The sequence below is a fragment of the Urechidicola sp. KH5 genome (genome assembly GCF_054661455.1).
In genome coordinates this window covers 847,048-866,606 of sequence record NZ_BAAFSW010000001.1, presented here as the reverse complement: position 1 = coordinate 866,606, position 19,559 = coordinate 847,048, and the positions used below count along the sequence as shown (strand labels likewise).

Genomic DNA, 19,559 nt, shown 5'->3' with positions numbered 1-19,559 from the left:
TTTTTATAAAATACATAAAACATTGAAAATCAATAATTAAAAAATAGTTTTAAGTGGTAGGAAGTGGTATGTAGAATTTTTGTAGGGTATCATTTAAATGTAAAAACCACAACACAAAAGTAAATTTACACCTTAACAAAACTAATTATGTTAAGGATGGGAAAAAAAATTCTAAACCTTCTTGTTTGCTTTTTTTCAGTGGCCCTAATGGCCCAGAATTTAACAATACAAGGTACGGTAATTGATCAAGGGTCTAAAGAGCCTTTACCAGGTGTTAATGTTATTGTATTAAATACCAATCTCGGAGCTAGTACAGATTTCGATGGTAACTTTATTATTGATGGAGTTGCAGTAAATGCAATTCTTGAAATTAGTTCAATAGGTTATGAAACACAAACTGTTCAAGTTGTAGATGAAAGTCCAATGCAAATTGAGTTGGTCGAATCTGCTCAAACTTTAAATGAAGTCGTGGTTATTGGTTATGGTTCTCAAAAGAAAAGAGAAGTAACCGGTGCTGTTTCTGTAGTTGGTTCAGAAACATTAGACGAAATTAAACCAATAAAAGTTGAACAAGCACTTCAAGGTACAGTATCGGGTGTGAACGTAACCTCGCAGTCTGGAGCACCAGGTGCAGGTTTTGATATTCGAATTCGTGGTATTTCTACAAATGGTGCTAACGGTCCTTTGGTAATTATAGATGGTTATCAAGGAGACTTGAGTATCTTAAATCCAAACGACATAGAATCGATTACAGTATTGAAAGATGCGCAAGCAGCTATTTATGGTACGATCGGAGCTAATGGGGTGGTACTTGTAACTACTAAAAGAGGAAGGTACAATGCGAAGACAAAAGTATCTTATAATGTGTATACCGGTTTTCAAGAAAGTAGTAAAAAGTTAAGCTTATTAAATGCGACCGAATATGGCTTACTATTAAATGAAAGTTATGCAGCAGGAGGCCAAGATTTACCATATGATGATGTTTCTAATTTAGGTCAAGGAACAAATTGGCAAGACGAGGTATTAAATTCTGGTGTTCCAATTGTGAGTCATGACTTAAGTGTTTCAGGTGGTGGAGATAAAGTTTCTTATACTTTAAGTGGTTCGCATCTATACCAGCAAGGGATTATTGCTCCGAAAAAGTCAGACTTTAGAAGAAATACGGCGAGATTAGCAATGAATGCTGATTTGTATGAGAATTTGAAACTGTCTACTAATATTATTTACACCTACATAAATCGTGGATCTATTGCTGAGAGTGGTTTGGGTTCTGTGCTTTTTAATGCGTTAAACGCACCTCCAACTTTAAGTACTGTTGACGAAAATGGTGACTATACTTTAGTGCCAAGCACAACAGGATTGGGTATAGAAATCATTAACCCTTTAGCGCAGATTGCAAATACTTACAATGATTATGATTTAAACAAGTGGAACGGAAACGTTTCGTTAGATTATCAAGTTATTGATCAGATTAAATTAACAGGACGTGTAGGATTTAATACGGCGAATAGCCGAGGAAAAGATTTTGCCAAAGAAGTAAACTATGGAGGTAAAGTATTTGATGTAACTAGAAGCGCAGTTAATCAAAATGCAATAAACGATAACGATTATACATTTGACTTTTTCGCAAATTATAAAAATACATTTAACGAAAAGCATACGTTAGATGCTACTCTAGGTACTACTGTTTATAAACAATGGGGAAGCGGTTTATTTGCAACTGGTTTTGATGTGCCAAACAACAGTTGGGAGTTTGCAGATATTAGTCTAGCTCAGGGAATCGCAGAGTCTAGAGCTGTAGGGTCTTATGCATACGATGAGAGAAGATTATCTTTTTTTGGAAGAGTACAATACGATTTCGAAGGAAAGTATTTATTCTCTGCAATGATTAGACGCGACCTCTCTTCGAGATTCGGTCCAGATAATAGAGTCGGATGGTTTCCATCTGCAACTGCGGGGTGGGTAGTTTCTGATGAAGAATTCTTTGGAGAATCTAAGACGATAAACTTTTTTAAGTTAAGAGCGAGTTACGGGGTGTTAGGAAACGATCAGATTCCAAATAACGGATATATTGGAACCTTAAGTGGTGAAGGAACTTATGTGTTTGATGGTGTTTTGGTGAATGGTACCGCAATTGGTCAGTTACCTAACGAAAGTTTACAGTGGGAGGAAGCAAAGAAATTTGATGTAGGTATCGATTTAAAATTATTTGACAATCAAGTAGACGTTACGGCAGATTATTTTATTAACACAAGAGATAATTTATTAATTGCCAATATTCCAGTTTCTGGTATTTCTGGTGTTTATGCTCCTGGTGGTGCATCTCCAACGGTGAATGCTGGTGGAGTGCGTAATAAAGGTTTTGAATTTGCCATTGGTTACAAAAACACAGTATCAGAAGATTTTGATTTTTCTATAAACTATAACATTACAACTTTAAATAATGAAGTTTTAGAAGTTAACAATAGTACAGGTTTTATTGAAGGGGGTTCTTTTGGAGTCGGACAACCTGCACCTTCTAGAATGGAAGTTGGACAGCCAATAGGATATTTCTACGGATATAAAACAGATGGGATTTTTCAAAACCAAGCCGAAGTCGATGCACATCCATCTCAAATTGATTTAGGAGCAGAAGCTGTACCTGGAGATATCCGTTATGTTGATTTAAATAACGACGGTGTTATTAATTCTGACGATCGCACAAATATTGGAGACCCGATTGCAGATGTTACAATGGGTCTTAATTTAAGTTTTAATTATAAAAACATAGACTTTGTTGCATATACCTATGCTTCAATAGGTAATGATATGGTAAGAAATTACGAAAGAACATTGTCTGATGTAAATAGATTAAACTATGTGTTAGACAGATGGAGAGGTGAAGGTACGAGTAATTCCGTACCAAGAGTTACTACTGGCGCTACTTCTAATAATGTATTTTCAGATTACTATGTAGAAGATGCTTCATTTGTTAGAATCCAAAATGTTCAAATTGGATATTCAGTTCCTCCAAAATATTTAGAAAAAGCAGGTATTAGTAAGTTAAGACTATATGCAGGAGGAACCAACTTATACACATTTACAGACTATAAAGGTTATGACCCAGGAGCGTCTTCAGGAGCGCCTATAGGAGGTGGGATTGACTATGGATTTTACCCATTACCAAGAACGTATATCCTAGGACTTAACTTAAACTTTTAAAAGAACTACGATGAAAAATTTTATAAAAAATATTCTGGCAATTTCAATGCTTGTAGCGGTTACTTCTGCTTGTCAAGATGATTTTGTAGATAGAGATCCGGTTTATTCAATAGATTCAGAAAATTATTTTAATAACGAAGACGAATATTACAATGCCTTAGTTGCTGCATATGATTTATTACAGTCTACTTATGTGAATCAATTGTTAGGAGAAATTGCTTCTGATAATACATTATGTGGTGGAGAAAGCGCTACTGATGTTATAGGTTATCAGCAAGTAGATGATATGATTCATACACCTATAAACAATGATTTAAGAAATATTTGGAATTTCATGTTTGCTGGTGTTAATAGAGCGAGCTACATTTTAGAATTTCAAGATAAAACAGATTTTGAAGGGAAAGAGGTAATATTAGCTGAAGCCAAATTCTTACGTGCGTATTACAATTTTGAGTTGGTAAAATGGTTTGGTCCTATTCCAATAAAAGTTGATCAAAGATTTGCCTTAGACGATGAAAAGTCAATTCCGCGCTCTCCAGTTTCTGAGGTATATGCCTTTATTGAATCAGATCTTCAGTATGCAATTGCAAATTTATCTTATGATGCTCCACAAGTTGGAAGGGCAACCAAAGGATCTGCGCAAGCTTTATTAGGGAAGGTTTATTTATATCAAGAAAAATTTAACGAAGCAGCTACTACTTTAGAGAGTTTAATAACAAGCGGCCCTTATGATTTGGTTGCAGATTATGATGATTTATTCGAGGAGTCAGGCGAAAATGGTGTTGAATCTGTATTCGAAGTGCAATATACAGATGTAGAAGGTGCTGGTTTCGGATGTTTACAATGTAGCGAAGGTAATGTTGCTGTTGGATTTAGCGGTATAAGAAATTACTCTGGACCATTATTTTCTTCTGGATTTAGTTTTAACGTTCCTACAGCAGAAGCTTATGCTGCATTCGAGAGTGGAGATATTAGAAGAGATGTTGCCATTTTGGATATTGTTGCTTGGGCAAATCAAACTGGCGCTACTTATGGTGAAGGATTTGAACATACAGGATATTTTAACCGTAAATATATACCGAGAATAAGAAGCGCAAATGCAGCGCAAGATTTAAATCTTACAAATCCAAATAACTACAGAGCAATTCGATTTGCAGATGTGTTATTAATGGCGGCAGAAGCATTGAATAGAGGAGGTATAAGTGACGCTAGAGCTCAAACTTACCTCAATAGAGTAAGACAAAGAGCACAATTGTCAGATGTTGCGTTTACAGGCAGTAATTTAACTGAAGCAATATACCAAGAACGTAGAGTTGAATTGGTAGGAGAAGGACACCGATTTTTTGATTTGGTACGTATCGGAAGAGGTACGGTAATAGATGGTTTTACACCTAATAAACATGAGTTATTTCCTGTTCCCCTTGAAGAAATAGAATTTTCAAATGGTAATTGGGATCAAAACCCTGGATACTAAAAACTATGAAACTTAATCCTATGAAAACAATAAAATATAGCATCTTAATGTGCCTAATACTTCTTTTAGGCGCTGGTTGTGAAAACGAAATGAACGATCCAGATTTTATCAATGAAATCGCTGCACCTTCAAATGTGTCTGCATTGGTAACAATCACTCAAGATAATACTGGATTGGTAACAATTACTCCTTTGGGAGAAGGCGCAACTAGTTACACGGTAGATTTTGGTGATGGATCAGCAATGTCAGATAAATTTTCACCAGGAAACGCAATAGACCATACATATACAGAGGGTTCTTATGATATAATAATTACTGCTTATGGAGTAAATGGTTTAACAACAGAAGCAATGCAAACTATTGACGTTTCCTTTAGAGCACCAGAGAACTTAGAAGTAGTAATTGAAAATGATGCAGGAGTTTCAAGACAAGTAAATGTAACTGCTATTGCAGATTTTGCAATGACCTTTGAAGTCTATCCAGGTGTTAATCCAGATGAAACTCCAATTGAAACAAATATTGGAGAAACCGCTTCATACATTTATGAAGAGGCTGGAACATATACAATTAGAGTGGTAGCAAAAGGAGGTGCAATAGAAACTACAGAATACACAGAAGAGTTTGAGGTTACTGAAATTCTTCAACCATTAGAATCAGCTCCAGCGCCACCATTTAGAAACGATGTAGACTATATCTCTATTTATGGAGATACTTATACAAATGTAGCTGGAGTCAATGCATTTCCAGATTGGGGTCAAGGTGGTCAAGGTAGTTCTTGGGCAGAATTTGATTTAAATGGTGATAAAATGTTGCAATACATCAACATTAGTTACCAAGGTATTGAGTTTGGTGAAGAGGTTGATTTAACAGCAATGGAATCATTACACTTAGATATTTGGACAACGGATGTAACAACTTTAGAGGTATCATTAATTAAACCTGGTCCAGATGAAAGACCATTTAATGTTCAATTAACCGCAGATCAGTGGAACAGTGTAGATATTCCATTATCAGAATACACAGATCAAGGATTGACCTTAGAAGATATATTCCAAATGAAGTTTGTTGGAACACCTTGGGCAGAAGGTAGTGTATTTATAGATAATATTTACTTCCACAGACCACCAAGTTCTGCAGGTCCTTCAGGAGTAGAAGGTACATGGAAAATAGCGCCAGAGGCAGGATCGCTTAAAGTAGGTCCAGCCCCAGGTTCAGGTGAATGGTGGTCTATTGATGCAACAGGTGTTGCTCAAAGAGCATGTTACTACGATGATACTTATGTGTTTGGTAACGATGGATCATTTATGAATTTACTTGGCTCAGATACTTGGATTGAAGGTTGGCAAGGAGGAGGAGATGCATGTGGAGTTCCAGTTGCACCATACGATGGAACAGCCATGGCAACCTTTGTACATGATGATGCTTCAGGTACACTTACACTTAATGGTACAGGTGCCTATTTAGGATTGCCAAAAGCAAATAATGCAGGTGAATTGCCAGACGTACCGGTTCCAAGTTCAATAACCTATAATGTTGAATTAACAGATAATGATAATACGATGACTGTTTCTATAGAAGCAGGTTCAGGAGTGTTTTGGACATACAAATTCATTAGAGATGGAGCGCCTTCGCCAATAGAAGGTACTTGGGTTGTAGCGCCAGAAGCAGGTTCGTTACAAGTTGGTCCTGCTCCAGGTTCTGGAGAATGGTGGTCAATTGACGATGTAGGTGTAGCTCAAAGAGCATGTTATTACGACGATAAGTATGTGTTTAATGCAGACGGGTCATTTATGAATGTTCTTGGAGCAGATACATGGATTGAAGGTTGGCAAGGTGGAGGTGATGCCTGTGGAGTACCAGTTGCACCTTATGATGGAACCGCAATGGCTACATACTCTTACGGAGGAGGCACACTTACCTTGAATGGCACGGGTGCTTATTTAGGTTTACCGAAGGCAAACAATTCTGGAGAATTACCAGATGTTCCAGTGCCAGATATGATTACTTATAATATAGAACTTTCTAATAGCAATACGACAATGACAGTAACTATTGAAGCTGGTTCAGGAGTATTTTGGACATACAAATTAGTGAAAGAAGGTGTGACTCCGCCATCACCTGTTGAAGGTACTTGGCGTATAGCGCCAGAGGCAAGTTCACTTCAGGTAGGTCCTGCTCCAGGTTCTGGAGAATGGTGGTTTATAGATGATGCAGGTGTAGCGCAAAGAGCCTGTTATTATGACGATACTTATGTGTTCAATAGTGATGGATCTTTTGCCAATGTTTTAGGTACCGATACTTGGATTGAAGGATGGCAAGGAGGTGCCGATGCATGTGGTGCTCCAGTTGCTCCACATGATGGTTCTGTAGCTTCAACCTATACCTTATCCGGTAGTACCTTAACGATTAACGGAGCTGGTGCTTATTTGGGATTACCAAAAGCGGTAAATGCTGGAGAATTACCTGATGTCGCTTTACCAGATTCGATTACGTATGATGTCACATTTGAGAATGACAATACCATGATTGTTTCTATTGAAGCTGGGTCGGGAGTATTTTGGACATATAAATTAATAAAATAATACGATGAAAAATTTCAAATATATATTTCAAGTTCTTCTATTAATAATTGCAGTTAATTTAATTAGTTGCGAAGAAGAAAACAGTGAGTTTGGAGATGTTATCGCTCCTACAAATGTTCAGATTACTGCTGAAATTCAAGGTCAAGATTTAAATAATCCAGAATTTATGTATGGAGATGGAAGCGGATTAGTGACTTTTACAGTTAGTGCTGACGATGCAATTTCGTATCAGTTAAAATTTGGTGATAGTGAAGAAGAAGTTGCTCCCTCTGGAGTGTATACACATAGGTACACAAATCAAGGTGTAAATGAGTACACTATTACTGTAAATGCCGTTGGTACGGGTGGTGTAATGACTACGAGCTTTATGCAAATTGAAGTCTATGCACAGTTCTCAGATTTAGAGGCTGAGAACTTCTTAAGTGGTCCTAATGTAGGTGATACCAAGACATGGTATTGGGCTGCAAACTTACCAAGTCATGTTGGTTTAGGTCCGGTGACCGATGATTACGGTCAAGGTGAATTCGCGTGGCCAGCTTGGTGGAATGAAATTGGCCCTTGGGACGATGAAAAATCGTGTATGTATGCCAACGAATTTGTTTTTACAAGAGTAGAAGAAGGTTTGACATTTGAACAAACAGTTGGGCCTGCATTTATTCCAGGTGCTTATGCAGAAACGATTGGTGTTGCTGGTGACGTTTGTCATGATGAAACTATAGTTCCATCTATGTTTGGAGTGAAAAATTTATCGTTCTTCCCTTCTTCATCTAAAGCAGCTATAGAAGGTTCTTTTGATGGTGAACCTTACAGAGGAACATCGTTCAAAATTTCTGATGATGGATTTATGGGATGGTATGTTGGTGCAAGTACTTATGACATTGTTTATATGGATGCAGATCAAATGTATGTTAGAATCATTCAAGATGGAGACGGTTTTGCTTGGTATCAATTATTTACTTCAACAGATCCTGCATCTGAAACACCTCCAACAGGAGATTTAGTAACCTTTATTGCCGAAGACGATAACTTTGATACCATGGTTTGGTCTGACGAGTTTGATGTTGATGGAGCACCAAATGCAGATACCTGGGGCTATGATATAGGAGCTACAGGTTGGGGTAACGACGAAGATCAAAACTACACAGATAGAGCAGATAATGTAATTGTTGAAGACGGTGTACTAAGGATAACTGCTAAGACAGAATCTTACCAAGGAGCCAATTACACATCTGCAAGAATTAAAACTCAAGATAGATTTAGTTTCCAATACGGAAGATTTGAAATTAGAGCGAAACTTCCCGAAGGTGGAGGTACTTGGCCAGCATTATGGATGTTGGGTCAAAACTTTACTGATGTTGGTTGGCCAAAATGTGGTGAAATAGACATTATGGAGCATGTTGGTAACAATCAAAATAACATTTTAGGAACATTGCATTGGGAAGATACTTCTGGTGATTATGCAGGTTACGGTACAGATACAACCATTGCAAATGCCTCTAGTGAGTTTCATATTTACGAATTGGAATGGACAAGTACTTATGTAAAAATATTTGTAGATGGCAATGAGTATTTCGTTATGAATACAGATACTACTATGCCATTCTATGAGAATGATTTCTTCTTCATTTTTAATGTTGCAATGGGAGGAACACTAGGTGGAAATATAGATCCGAGCTTTACAGAATCTACTATGGAAGTAGATTACGTAAGGGTATATCAATAAGAAATGTTTTAGTGAGTATTGCCCCAGAGGAGGTGTTAAAGTAAAATCCTCTGGCAATGCTCGCTACATACAAACCAACCCCTTCTCATTAACTTAACTGTTTAATTAATTTTTAAATGTTTTAACTATGAAAAAAATTACTTTATTCTTATTCCTTTTGACAGTATCATTTGGATATTCGCAAATTGTAGAAACATTTGATCCAGTGCCTGCAGCTGGCGTATGGGAATCAAATTCCGGTGAACCAATGACTACTGTTGATGTGGTTGACGCAACTGTAGATTTTGGAACATATGGTAAAGTTGGACGTATGATTTCAGATGCTTCTGGATTGCCTTGGCAAAATGCTATACTGACAATGACAGATTTTAGTATAGATGTAACAACTACTAAAACCATTACTGCAAATGTTTACTATAATGGAGGTAGTGCCATAAATATTTTAGGTAAATTAACTGAAGGTATAGGACAGCCTAATCAAGAGGTAGGTGTAGATCATCCAGGTACTGGTTGGAGTTTACTTACATGGGATTTTACTGGAGTTGCTACTGGTGAGTATAATAAAATTTCATTTTTCATTAATAGAGCAGCTGGCGGTGCTTGGGAGGGTAGCCCAGGATCTACAGTATCAAGAGAAGTGTGGATAGATAATATTACGGCTCCACAGGGTAGTGCTGTTGTTGCGGATCCTGTACCAGCAACTGGACCAACTGATCCTATTGCAAGAGATGTTGCAAACTACATATCTTTTTATAATGGTATAGCCTCTCCTTCAGGAGATGAATATGTTAATGAATCAGGTGTGACTTTTGATAGTTTTGGAGGTTCTTCAATAGAGGGAGATGTTGTATTAGCTGATGGTAATACGGTAAAAAAATATAAAAATCACTTATTTTCAGGTATTGGTAATGGAAGTTGGGATGTGAGTGGAATGCAAAAATTGCATATTGACGTATGGTCTCCAGGGTTTACTTCTTTTAGAATAAAATTAGAAGATGGTTCTGGTGGGAACTTAGAGTTGGACGTTCCAGGATCAGAAGTTCAAAATTCTTGGAATTCGTATGATATTGATTTAAGTGCTTACAGCGGATCAGTTAATTTAGCAAATTTAAAATGGATTGTTCTTGTTTCATATACACCTCCAGGTGAACTTTTATATGTGGACAATGTTTATTTCTGGAAAGAAAGTGTTGACCCATCTACTGATGCTACATTAAGTGCCTTAGAAGTAGACAGTTCTCCTTTAGCTGGATTTAACGCTTCAACATTAGATTATGATTTTCAAGTACCTTCTGGTACAGTAGCTGTTCCACAGATAACAACTGCAACACCAACTCAAGTAGGTGCTTCAGTAGTTATTACACAAGCACCCAGTGTTCCTGGCACTGCTTCGGTATTAGTTACGGCAACTGATAATACCACTACAGCAACGTATACTATAAATATAATTGAAACTGGTCCATCAGCAGCAGCACCTGCTCCTCCAGCTCGTGCAGCTGGAGATGTGTTATCGGTTTTTAGTCCTGCATATACAGACGAAGCCTCAAGTGGAGTATTAACATTTGCTGGAGCAACTTTAGAAAACTTTACAGTTGATACGTTTGAAGATACTCGAGTGCTCACAGCTGGTCCTGGTGGAGGAGCTCAATATGGATATTTTTTCGGTAATGGTACTGGTTTTGATTTAACTGACTTTACTACGTTGCATATTGATGTTTGGGTAGATGATGCAGGTGATATAGGTTCTGTATTAACTATTCAGCTTCAAAATTTTGATAGTAGTACAGGAGCATTTCAGCATAATATATCTACAAACTTAGCAGTAAATACTTTAGGTGCAGGTGCATGGATTGGTGGCGATATTGATTTATCTACTTTCGCAAATATTGGTGCTGGGGCAGACAACATTCAGCAAATACAATTAATAGCTCAAGGCCCTGCTTTTGGCCCAATATACTTTACAAATCTATATTTTCATAAAAATACGACTTTAGGAACTTCGGAATTTGAGATTGAAGATTTATCGGTTTATCCAAATCCTACTACAAATGTTTGGAATGTAAGAACAACAAATGAAGGCATTGAAGACATCACAATTTTTAATGTTTTTGGTAAAGAGTTAATGCGTATCAACATTGAAAACGATCGTGAAGCTCAAATAAATGCAGAAAACTTTAAATCGGGGATTTATATGGCCAATATTAGAACAGCAAATGGTGTAAAGACCCTAAAATTAATTAAGAAATAACGTAGTTTTTAGTTAGGAGGTTCTGGTTTTAAGGCATTTCAATATAAGTTATCAGAGCCTCCTTTTTTAAACTGCAAATTTAACCCTAAATAAAACTGGTAAAAAGGTATACCGTAACGAATGAGTGAGCAAACTATGTACATAGCAAATGAAAAATCAACTTTCTCAAAGAAAGAGGTTAAAGGGAAGTTAATTCGTTTAGAAAAGGAAAGTTTCTATAAGATTAGTAACTACGATGCCATGAGACCTTTTTTTATGAGTATTGTTAGTGATTCGAATCATTGGATGTTTATTTCTAGTAATGGCGGATTGTCGGCAGGAAGAAAGAATAGTGAGAATTCTTTATTTCCTTACTATACTGATGATAAGATAACAGAATCCTCAGAAATTACTGGTAGTAAGACAATTTTAAGAGTATCTAGAAATGACAATTCATATTTGTGGGAGCCTTTTTCTGAAAAGTTCGAAGGCTTATATAATATAGAAAGAAACCTTTATAAAAACAGCTTTGGTAATAAGGTCATTTTTGAAGAAATAAATGAAGATTTAGGGCTTACTTTTAGATATCAGTGGAATTCAAGTGACTCTTATGGTTTTGTAAAAAAATCGGTGCTGATTAATAATACAGATGCAGCAATTAATGTAGAGCTCTTAGATGGTATTCAAAATATATTACCATATGGTGTTTCCTCCGCTCTCCAAAATGCATCAAGTAATTTGGTTGATGCTTATAAAAGAAGTGAATTAGACCCAACAGTTGGATTAGGTGTTTATGCTCTTAGTGCAATTATTGTTGACCGTGCAGAGCCAAGTGAGGCCTTAAAAGCTAGTATTGCTTGGTCATTTGGTGTCGAAAATGCCAAGTATTTAGTTTCTTCTTTACAACTAGAAAAATTTAGAAATGGGAACTCAGTAGAACAAGAAACTGATGTAAAAGCGGAAAAAGGTGCTTATTTTATCAATGCTACTATACAAATTGACCCTTCTGAAAGAAGAGAGTGGTTTACAGTGACGAATGTAAATCAATCTATAAGTCAAGTAAATAAGATAGTTGCAGAACTAAAATCGAATAAAGATTTTAAAATTGAAATTCAGAAAGATATAGATAACGGTACAAAGAACTTAGTAGCTCTTAATGCGGCTTCAGATGGATTACAAATGTCTGCTGATAAAATGAGAGATGCACGTCATTTTTCTAATACCCTCTTTAATATTATGCGAGGTGGTATTTTTGACAACAATTATTCAGTAGAACTTCAAGATTTCGTATCATATTTAAAAAAGGCAAACATTAATGTATATAATGCATTAAAGGAAAAATTAAATGAATTGTCAAGTGAATTTGAATTGGGTGTTTTATTACAATTAGCCAGCGATCAGTACAATCTTGATTTTAAACGCCTATGCTTTGAATACTTACCATTAAAATTTAGTAGAAGGCACGGAGATCCGAGTAGACCTTGGAATAGATTCTCAATTAATACTAGAAGTGAAGTAGATGGCTCTAAAATATTGGATTATCAAGGTAACTGGAGAGATATTTTCCAAAATTGGGAGGCTTTAGCATATGCATATCCCGATTTTATAGACAGTATGATACATAAGTTCTTAAATGCTTCAACTTTTGAGGGTTATAATCCTTATCGAGTTACCAAAGATGGATTTGATTGGGAGGTTGAAGACCCTCATGATCCATGGGCTTATATTGGTTATTGGGGAGATCATCAAATTATATATCTTTTAAAGTTTTTAGAATTTATTGAAAATCATTATCCAAATAAGTTATCCAAATATTTTGATGAAAATTTGTTTGTTTACGCCAATGTACCTTATAAAATTAAGTCGTATGAAGATACATTGAAGAACTCAAAAGATACGATAGTTTTTGATCAAAACATGCATAATGCCATTATGGCCAAAAAAGAAGAAATTGGTGCAGATGGTGCACTGCTATTGCGAGAAGATGGTAATGTAGTACGTGCCAATATGATGGAAAAATTATTGGTTACAGTCTTAGCTAAACTTAGCAATTTTATTCCAGAAGGAGGTATTTGGATGAATACACAAAGACCAGAATGGAATGATGCCAATAACGCCTTAGTTGGTAATGGAGTATCAATGGTTACACTGTACTATTTAAGAAGGTTTTTGAGCTTTTTTGGTGATGTAGTTTCAAAAAGTAGTACAAGTAGTTTTGAAGTATCAGAAGAATTATTTGAACTTTTTGCAGAAATCAATATTACACTAAAAAATAATGAGTCACTTCTAGAGAATCCTATCACTGATAAGTATAGAAAACTAATATTAGATGGATTAGGTACAGCAGGAAGTAATTACAGGGAACGTGTTTACAAGAATGGATTTTCGAATCAAAAGGATACGCTCTCTAAAGATGCGATAATTGATTTTATTAAAATTGCAAATACTTATTTAGAACATAGTATTCGTGCCAACAAAAGAAAAGATGGGCTCTATCATGCCTATAATCTAATGACAGTGGTTGGAAAAACAAAAGTATCTATTTCGTATCTAGATGAAATGTTAGAAGGTCAGGTAGCGGTGTTGAGTTCTAAATATCTAAATGCAAAAGAAGGACTTAAAGTGTTAGATGCACTTAAAAGCAGTGCTCTTTTTAGACCAGATCAATACAGCTACATTTTATACCCCAACAAACAACTCCCTGGTTTCTTTGAGAAGAATATCATACCTGAAGAAAGTGTGCAGCAATCTGAGTTATTGCAACTGTTACTTTTAAATAACAATACTCAGGTAATAGAAAAAGATATAAACGGTGTTTATCACTTTAATGGTACGTTCAATAATTCGAATAGCTTAGAGGAAGCTCTTGAAAATTTAGAGAAAGAACAGTTCGGTAAACTCGTTAAAAAAGATAAAAATCTGTTACTAAGAATATTTGAAGATGTTTTTAATCATAAGGCATTTACAGGAAGGTCTGGAACATTTTTCGGATATGAAGGATTAGGTTCTATCTATTGGCATATGGTGTCCAAATTGTTATTGGCTGTTCAAGAAATCTGTTTGTCTGCTATTCATAAGAGTGCCGATCAAGTTACTCTTGGAAAACTTTTAGAACATTACTATGAGATTAACGAAGGAATTGGAGTGCATAAATCACCAGAATTGTACGGAGCATTTCCTACAGACCCTTATTCGCATACACCGGGAGGTAAGGGCGCTCAACAACCTGGTATGACAGGTCAAGTTAAAGAAGATATCTTAAGTCGTTTTGGCGAGTTAGGTGTTGGTGTAAAAGAAGGCAGATTATTTTTCGACGCCCATCTTTTGCGCAGAGAAGAATTACTTAAAGAAGCAAAGACATTTCATTATATAACGGTGCAAGGAGAAGAAAAGGAATTAGAATTGAAAGAAAAATCATTGTGTTTTACTTATTGTCAAGTGCCTATTGTATATCAATTAGGAGATAATGAAAGTGCTCAAGTAATATTTAATTCAGGAGAAATATTGAATTATGAATATCCGATAATTGATGAATTGGTTTCAAAAAAGATTTTTGAAAGATCTGGAGAAGTTTCTCAAATAAATATAACTATTAACTAAAATCTAATCGCAACATATATGAAACAATTAATGTCAATACTTAGTTTATCGGTGCTTATTTTTTCATTAGTAAGTTGCTCAAATAACCAAAAAAAAGAATCCACTTTGAAATATAAAACCGCAGAAGAGATATTAGGAAACCCAGACTATATGGCAATGTCATATGGGGGCTATAGGCATGCAGATCATGGGATTGAGCCAACGCTCGAAGAGTTAAAAGAAGACATGAAACTATTAAGAGCTATGGGTGTAGGTATTGTTAGAACCTATAAGTTGCATTTGCCACATGCAAGTAATTTGGTTCGGGCCATAAACGAATTAAAAAAGGAAGATTCGAATTTTGAAATGTATGTAATGTTAGGAATTTGGATTGACTGTAAAAATGCTTGGACAGACCAACCATTAAATCACAATGAAGAAAGTGCTAGAAACCAAGTTGAGGTAGAAAAGGCAGTTGCGCTTGCGAATCAATATCCAGATATTATTAAAGTATTAGCTGTTGGTAATGAAGCAATGGTAAAATGGCAAGCTGGGTATTTTGTTGAACCATGGATTATATTGAAATGGGTAAAACACCTACAGCAATTAAAAGGCGAAGGAAAACTTCATAAAAACTTATGGATAACAAGTTCAGATAATTTTGCCTCTTGGGGAGGTGGTGAAGGACAGTACCATCTGCCTGATCTCGACGCTTTAATAAAAGAGGTTGACTTTATATCTATGCATACCTATCCTATGCACGATACGCATTATAACCCACAGTTTTGGGGGGTGTTAGAAAAAGAAGCTGAGCTTTCCGATACTGCTAAAATAGATGCTGCAATGCAACGATCTTTAGAGTATGCTCAGAATCAATTTAAAAGCGTGAAAGCCTATATGCAAAATTTAGGAATAGAGAAACCAATTCATATAGGAGAAACTGGATGGGCGACAATGTCGAATGGACTCTACGGAACCTCAGGATCAAAAGCAACTGACGAATATAAAGAGGCGAAGTTTCATGAATTAATGAGAGCATGGACCAATACAAATAATATTGCATGTTTCTATTTTGAAGGGTTCGACGAGCCTTGGAAAGACGCCCAAAATCCTAATGGATCAGAAAATCATTTTGGTTTGTTTACTGCTGATGGTAAAGCCAAGTATGCATTATGGGATTTGGTAGATAATGGTGTTTTTGATGGGTTAACTAGAAATGGAAATCCAATTGAAAAAACATTTAATGGAGATAAAGAAGTTCTTATGAAAAGTGTTGAAGTGCCTGGAGATATTGCTTTATCAATGCAAGATTAAACTATAAAGAATTGAAAATGATTAAAAATCTATATCTCGTAATTATGTTGTTTGCTTTGTTTGCTTGTGAGAAACAAGTGCAACAAACAGAGATGGCGGTAAATACCAATAGTCGCATTTTCAAGTTTCAAGGCGCTCCATATTTAATTAAAGGTATTTGTTATCATCCGGTACCAAAAGGATCAAATCAAAGAAGCTTTGAAAACATAGATCAAGATTTAAAGTTAATGTTAGAGGCAGGAATTAATACCATTAGAGTTTATGCCCCCATCGACAATATAGAAGTTTTAGACAAAATAAATACTGCTGGTTTAAAAGTTATTGTTGGCTTTGGTTACAATCAAAACGGCGTATATGATATTTTATCCGGTTCTTTTATAGAGTATGTAAAAAAGTATAAGAATCACCCAGCAATTTTAATGTGGGAGTTGGGTAATGAATACAATTACCATCCAGAATGGTTCTCAGACGATATTAAGAATTGGTATAATGTTTTAAATAAGGCAGCTGCTCTTATACATAAAGTAGACTCCCAACATAAAGTTACTACAGCCCATGGTGAATTACCAGATACCTTGGCAATGGGTATGTGCAATGAGATAGATGTTTGGGGGTTAAATATCTATCGATGGGATAATCCTGACGATTTGTTTCAGCAATGGAAAAGAATTAGTTCAAAGCCTATGTACTTATCAGAAGCAGGAGGTGATAGTTATATGACCATTTCAAAGAAAGGTTATGAAAAAGGTGTGAACGAAAGAGCGCAAGCCGACGCGAATGCCAATATTTTAGACCGCATTTTTGAGAATAGAGAAGTGTGTTCTGGAGTAACGATGTTTTCGTTTACTGATGGTTGGTGGAAAGCAGGTAACAATAATTCTCAAGATGTAGGAGGTTGGGCACCTAACAGTTCTGGTGTGCCATATGATGGAACTCCAAACGAAGAATTCTGGGGAATGGTAGATATAGATAGAAATAAGAAAAAAACATTTAACGTAATTAAAGAAAAGTACACAAGCATGAACTAGTAATTGTTTGTATAGAAATATGTGCTCTGGTGGTGAAAAACACGTTTAAAAAGGAATATCCTTTTAATTAACTTAACTAAAAACTAAAATTTATGTCATCAACTACGAAAAAAGTAGGCCTTGGTCAAAAAATAGCATTTGGAGTAGGCATGTTTGCCAATCAAATGTTTCCGGCAATACTTGGAATTTTTATGGTAGTCTTAGTAGAAGATTTAAAATTTACAGGTCTTATGTGGGGAATGATTTATTTGTTTCCGCGCTTATTTGATGCTATTACAGATCCTTTAATGGGCTTTATTTCAGATAATACCAAATCAAAATGGGGGAGAAGAAGACAATATGTTTTATTAGGTGGTATTGTTATGGGAGTTGCCTATGTTTTTATGTGGCACCTTTTTAAAGAAAATTCCGTTCAGTATAATTTCTGGTACTTCTTTACATGGTCTATCGTATTTTATTTTGGGTTAACTCTTTTTAGTGTGCCTTATGTAGCTATGGGTTACGAAATGAGTGATGATTTTCATGAGCGCACAAATATTATGGCGATTGCTCAATGGATTGGTCAGTGGGCTTGGGTTATTGCACCTTGGTTCTGGGTAATTATGTACGATCCAGAATGGTTTCCTTCGGCAGATGTTGCGGCAAGACAATTGGCAATTTGGGTAGCAGTTCCATGTGCTCTATGTGCTATTGTTCCGGCAATTTTTATAAAAAGCGAATCCACTTTAGATAAAGATTACGAACCTATTAATGCCTCAAATATAGGTGCAAGTTTCAAGAAAATTCTACTCAGTTTTGTAGAGGCATTTAAAATGAGAGAATTCAGAAAGTTATGTCTTTCTACCTTCTTTATCTATAATGCTTTTATGGCGGTATCATCCATCACATTTTTTGTAATTGTATATAAACTATTTAACGGAGATGCTGGTGCTTCAGGTATTTGGGTTTCCTTATTCGGCTGCTTAGGGGCATTAGGCACTACATTTATTGTAATTCCAATTGTTGCATGGCTCTCTAAAAAACTGGGAAAGAAAACGGCTTTTATGGTTTGTCAAAGTATTTCCATAGTAGGGTATGTCATGTTTTATTTTCTATTTATTCCAGGTAAGCCATGGATGTACATTATTGCATTGCCATTGTTTTCATTTGGTATAGGTAGCTTATTTACCATTATGATGTCTATGACAGCTGATGTAATTGATATTGACGAATTGAACACCGGAAAGAGAAGAGAAGGAATTTTTGGCGCGATTTATTGGTGGATGGTAAAAGTAGGATATGCAATTGCTGGTGCGCTGAGTGGCGTTATTATATGGATCGTAGGATTTAATGCAGATATACCTACTACAGCGCAACAAGGGCCTGTAGATGGATTGCATGCATTCTTTTGCTTTTTCCCAATCCTTGGAACATTAGCTGCTATGTATGTTATGAATGATTATGATGTAGATGAAAAGAAAAGTTCTGAAGTAAGAGCTGAATTAGAAAAAAGAAAGGCAAATACTAGTAAAAAAAAATAAATAATGTCGTACAGAGCTGATAAAGTGCTATCACTTTCGGGAATAAGAACAAAAGGGCAATCCATAGATGAGCTCAAAGAATTATTTGCAAAAGTTATGTTTAACGGTATGCATGGTATCTGTATTAGCCCATACGAAGAAGGGCAAGAACCAGGAGACATACTAACTGAAACTCAAGTAAGAAGAAGATTGGAAATACTGAAACCTTATACACAGTGGATTCGATCGTTTTCATGTACAGAGGGAAATGAATTAATACCAAAAATTGCAAAAGAGTTAGGACTCAAAACTATGGTAGGCGCATGGTTGAGCGATGATATTGATACTAACCAAAAGGAAATAGAAGGCCTAATCAAGTTAGCCAAAGAAGGGTACGTTGACATTGCGGCAGTTGGCAACGAAGTTATGTACCGTAAAGAGCTTTCAGAGGAAAATTTGATTGCATACATCAAAGAAGTTAAAGTTGCTTTACCTAAAATACCGGTAGGGTATGTAGATGCGTATTATGAGTTTTCAAAGAGACCTAATATAACAGAAGCTTGCGATGTAATATTGGCGAATTGTTATCCGTATTGGGAGGGTTGTAGTCATGACTATTCATTGGTGTATATGAAAGATATGTATCAACAAGCAATTAGAGCTGGAAACGGTAAAAAAGTAATTATTACAGAGACAGGGTGGCCAAGTCAAGGTGAAAATTTTGAAGGAGCTTTTCCGTCTTACGAAAATGCGCTAACCTATTTTATTAATGCTCAAAAGTGGTCAGCCGAAGAAGATATAGATCTTTTTTATTTCTCCTCTTTTGATGAATCTTGGAAAGTAGGAGATGAAGGAGATGTTGGGGCTTATTGGGGCTTATGGGATAAAAATGAACAATTAAAATACTAACCAATAGTAATAGGCTTTAAGAA

General features: G+C 35.8%; 10 protein-coding genes. All 10 read left to right on the top strand.

Annotation, left to right across the window (positions count from 1 at the left end):
• The first annotated feature begins 156 nt into the window (after window positions 1–156).
• Window positions 157–3,201 (top strand): SusC/RagA family TonB-linked outer membrane protein, encoded by a 3,045-nt coding sequence (locus ACYQ5R_RS03930; protein WP_460189607.1) that lies wholly within the window; start codon window positions 157–159, stop codon window positions 3,199–3,201.
• A 10-nt stretch (window positions 3,202–3,211) separates the two neighbouring features.
• Window positions 3,212–4,675 (top strand): RagB/SusD family nutrient uptake outer membrane protein, encoded by a 1,464-nt coding sequence (locus tag ACYQ5R_RS03925; protein ID WP_460189606.1) that lies wholly within the window; start codon window positions 3,212–3,214, stop codon window positions 4,673–4,675.
• Window positions 4,676–4,695: 20 nt separating this feature from the next.
• On the top strand, window positions 4,696–7,257 hold the full coding sequence (locus ACYQ5R_RS03920) for a hypothetical protein (protein WP_460189605.1): 2,562 nt from the start codon (window positions 4,696–4,698) through the stop codon (window positions 7,255–7,257).
• A 4-nt stretch (window positions 7,258–7,261) separates the two neighbouring features.
• Window positions 7,262–8,980 carry a family 16 glycosylhydrolase gene (locus ACYQ5R_RS03915; RefSeq protein WP_460189604.1) on the top strand — a complete coding sequence of 573 codons (1,719 nt, stop codon included), beginning with the start codon at window positions 7,262–7,264 and terminating at the stop codon, window positions 8,978–8,980.
• A 127-nt stretch (window positions 8,981–9,107) separates the two neighbouring features.
• Complete coding sequence (locus tag ACYQ5R_RS03910) at window positions 9,108–11,228, top strand: T9SS type A sorting domain-containing protein (protein ID WP_460189603.1); 2,121 nt, start codon at window positions 9,108–9,110, stop codon at window positions 11,226–11,228.
• 120 nt (window positions 11,229–11,348) lie between these two features.
• Window positions 11,349–14,807, top strand: a complete 3,459-nt coding sequence (locus ACYQ5R_RS03905) for a hypothetical protein (protein WP_460189602.1) — start codon at window positions 11,349–11,351, stop codon at window positions 14,805–14,807.
• Window positions 14,808–14,825: 18 nt separating this feature from the next.
• Window positions 14,826–16,100: a glycosyl hydrolase family 17 protein gene (locus ACYQ5R_RS03900; protein ID WP_460189601.1), complete on the top strand. Its 1,275-nt coding sequence runs from the start codon at window positions 14,826–14,828 to the stop codon at window positions 16,098–16,100.
• A gap of 17 nt (window positions 16,101–16,117) precedes the next feature.
• The gene (locus tag ACYQ5R_RS03895) at window positions 16,118–17,128 is read left to right on the top strand and encodes a glycoside hydrolase family 2 TIM barrel-domain containing protein (RefSeq protein WP_460189600.1); all 1,011 of its coding nucleotides are present in this window, start codon (window positions 16,118–16,120) and stop codon (window positions 17,126–17,128) included.
• Between the two features lie 92 nt (window positions 17,129–17,220).
• Window positions 17,221–18,648 carry an MFS transporter gene (locus ACYQ5R_RS03890; protein ID WP_460189599.1) on the top strand — a complete coding sequence of 476 codons (1,428 nt, stop codon included), beginning with the start codon at window positions 17,221–17,223 and terminating at the stop codon, window positions 18,646–18,648.
• A 3-nt stretch (window positions 18,649–18,651) separates the two neighbouring features.
• Window positions 18,652–19,536: a glycoside hydrolase family 17 protein gene (locus tag ACYQ5R_RS03885; RefSeq protein ID WP_460189598.1), complete on the top strand. Its 885-nt coding sequence runs from the start codon at window positions 18,652–18,654 to the stop codon at window positions 19,534–19,536.
• The last annotated feature ends 23 nt before the right edge of the window (window positions 19,537–19,559 follow it).

What these genes read in the sequence shown, in the direction of transcription:
- ACYQ5R_RS03920 (WP_460189605.1), top strand. Translation starts at nt 4,696, where the DNA reads ATGAAAACAATAAAATATAGCATCTTAATGTGCCTAATACTTCTTTTA.
- ACYQ5R_RS03890 (WP_460189599.1), top strand. Translation starts at nt 17,221, where the DNA reads ATGTCATCAACTACGAAAAAAGTAGGCCTTGGTCAAAAAATAGCATTT.
- ACYQ5R_RS03885 (WP_460189598.1), top strand. Translation starts at nt 18,652, where the DNA reads ATGTCGTACAGAGCTGATAAAGTGCTATCACTTTCGGGAATAAGAACA.
- ACYQ5R_RS03925 (WP_460189606.1), top strand. Translation starts at nt 3,212, where the DNA reads ATGAAAAATTTTATAAAAAATATTCTGGCAATTTCAATGCTTGTAGCG.
- ACYQ5R_RS03895 (WP_460189600.1), top strand. Translation starts at nt 16,118, where the DNA reads ATGATTAAAAATCTATATCTCGTAATTATGTTGTTTGCTTTGTTTGCT.
- ACYQ5R_RS03900 (WP_460189601.1), top strand. Translation starts at nt 14,826, where the DNA reads ATGAAACAATTAATGTCAATACTTAGTTTATCGGTGCTTATTTTTTCA.
- ACYQ5R_RS03905 (WP_460189602.1), top strand. Translation starts at nt 11,349, where the DNA reads ATGAGTGAGCAAACTATGTACATAGCAAATGAAAAATCAACTTTCTCA.
- ACYQ5R_RS03915 (WP_460189604.1), top strand. Translation starts at nt 7,262, where the DNA reads ATGAAAAATTTCAAATATATATTTCAAGTTCTTCTATTAATAATTGCA.
- ACYQ5R_RS03910 (WP_460189603.1), top strand. Translation starts at nt 9,108, where the DNA reads ATGAAAAAAATTACTTTATTCTTATTCCTTTTGACAGTATCATTTGGA.
- ACYQ5R_RS03930 (WP_460189607.1), top strand. Translation starts at nt 157, where the DNA reads ATGGGAAAAAAAATTCTAAACCTTCTTGTTTGCTTTTTTTCAGTGGCC.